This is a genomic window from Pengzhenrongella sp., from assembly GCF_036565025.1.
Classification (GTDB): domain Bacteria; phylum Actinomycetota; class Actinomycetes; order Actinomycetales; family Cellulomonadaceae; genus Pengzhenrongella.
In genome coordinates, this window is record NZ_DATCNW010000368.1 from 1 (window position 1) to 1510 (window position 1510).

Annotated in this window: 2 protein-coding genes and 1 pseudogene; all 3 read right to left on the minus strand. The window is 73.6% G+C overall.

The window, feature by feature from the left end; all coding sequences use genetic code 11:
- Positions 1 to 300: SDR family NAD(P)-dependent oxidoreductase (locus VIM26_RS20990; RefSeq protein WP_331954883.1), on the minus strand; the 300-nt coding region annotated here is incomplete at its 3' end.
- Positions 297 to 1331 carry a zinc-dependent alcohol dehydrogenase gene (locus VIM26_RS20995; protein ID WP_331954885.1) on the minus strand — a complete coding sequence of 345 codons (1035 nt, stop codon included), beginning with the start codon at positions 1329 to 1331 and terminating at the stop codon, positions 297 to 299. The genes VIM26_RS20995 and VIM26_RS20990, both read right to left, overlap by 4 nt.
- A pseudogene (locus VIM26_RS21000) lies at positions 1328 to 1510 on the minus strand (hypothetical protein); the annotation flags it as partial. The gene VIM26_RS20995 and the pseudogene VIM26_RS21000, both read right to left, overlap by 4 nt.

A 1510-nucleotide genomic window follows, 5' to 3' on the forward strand; every position in this document is an offset into this window, starting at 1 on the left:
CGCCGGGTAGCGGTCCTGGGTCCCGGCGTTGTTCACCAGGATGTCCACCCGGCGCGTGGCGAGCACCTTCGCGGCTGTCGCGGCGATCGCGGCCGAGTCGGCCAGGTCGAGGACCTCGAGGTCCACCCGGCGCCCGAGCGACGCGGCGAGCCCGATCAGCTCGACCGGCAGGGCGCTGCGCCCGAACACGATCACGTCCGCACCGGCCTCAAGCAGAGCGATCGAGATGCCGAGCCCCAGGCCGCGACCGCCGCCCGTGACGACGGCCGTCGTGCCGGTGAGGTCGAAGGGCGCGCTCATACGTCGGCCTTTCCTGGCAGCGGGGTGAGCAGGACCTTGAGGCAGTCCTGCCCGGACGTCGCGGCGTCGAACGCGGCGCCGACGTCGGTCAGGTCGAAGGCCTTCGTCGGGAACCGGCCCAGGTCCAGCGCGTCGGTCGCGATCAACTCGATCGCGCGGGCGACGTCCGCGGAGGTGTAGACGCGGACCCCGACGACCGTCTGCTCCTTGAAGCACACGGCCTGCAGGTCCAGCGCCGCGGGCGCCTTGTAGACCCCGACGACGACGATCCGTCCCCGCACCCGGGTGGTCGCGGTGAGCTCGGCGGCGACAGTCGGGTGCGCGGCGGAGTCGAACGTGGTGTCCGCGCCCTCGCCGTCGGTGAGCGGCTCGAGGGTCGCGGCCATCGTGGAGTCCCCCGGGACGACCGTGAAGCCGAGGCGTGCGGCGACCTCACGGCGCCACGGACTCGGCTCGGTGATCACCACGGTCGACGCCCCCGCGTGCCGGGCGACCAGGGCGGTCAGGATCCCGATCGGGCCCGCGCCGTACACCGCGACGACGTCGCCCGGCGCCATGCCGGACAGGTCGACGGCGTGCACCGCGACAGCCAGCGGCTCGGCGAGGGTCGCCGTGCGCGGGTCGACGCCGTCGGGCACGGCGTGCAGGACCTGCGGCGGGAGAGCCACGAACTGTGCCATGCCGCCGGGCGCGTCGATGCCGTACAGGCCGAGGTTGCGGCACACGTGCGGGAGCCCGTCGCGGCACGCCTTGCACGCACCGCAGCTGATCAGCGGTTCGACGATCACGAGGGTCCCGGCGGGCGGCCCGGTCGCCCCCGCCACCTCGACCCAGCCCGACATCTCATGGCCCATGATCAGCGGCGCCTGCGCGCGCGGGTGTCTCCCGTGCAGGATCGACAGGTCGGTGCCGCAGATCCCGTTGTACGCGATCTTGACCAGCGCCCAGCCCGGCGGCACGTCGGGCCGCGGAACCTCGGTGACCTCGACCTGATCCGTGGCCTTCCAGACGGCGGCGCGCATGGCCGTCATCGCGCACTCCCGGCCACGGCCAGCGACGGCGCACAGCGGCTGTTGCGTCCGGGCGCCCCGAGGACCTCGGGGTTCACGATGTTGCGCGGTGCGCGGCCGGCGCAGACGTCCACCACGTTGGCGACCGTGCGCCGCTTGAGTTCGTCGTAGCTCTCCTCGGTGTACCAGGCCAGGTGCGG

Bases quoted from the DNA above. Each gene is read 5' to 3' on its own strand.
- VIM26_RS20995 (WP_331954885.1), bottom strand. From the start codon at position 1,331: ATGACGGCCATGCGCGCCGCCGTCTGGAAGGCCACGGATCAGGTCGAG.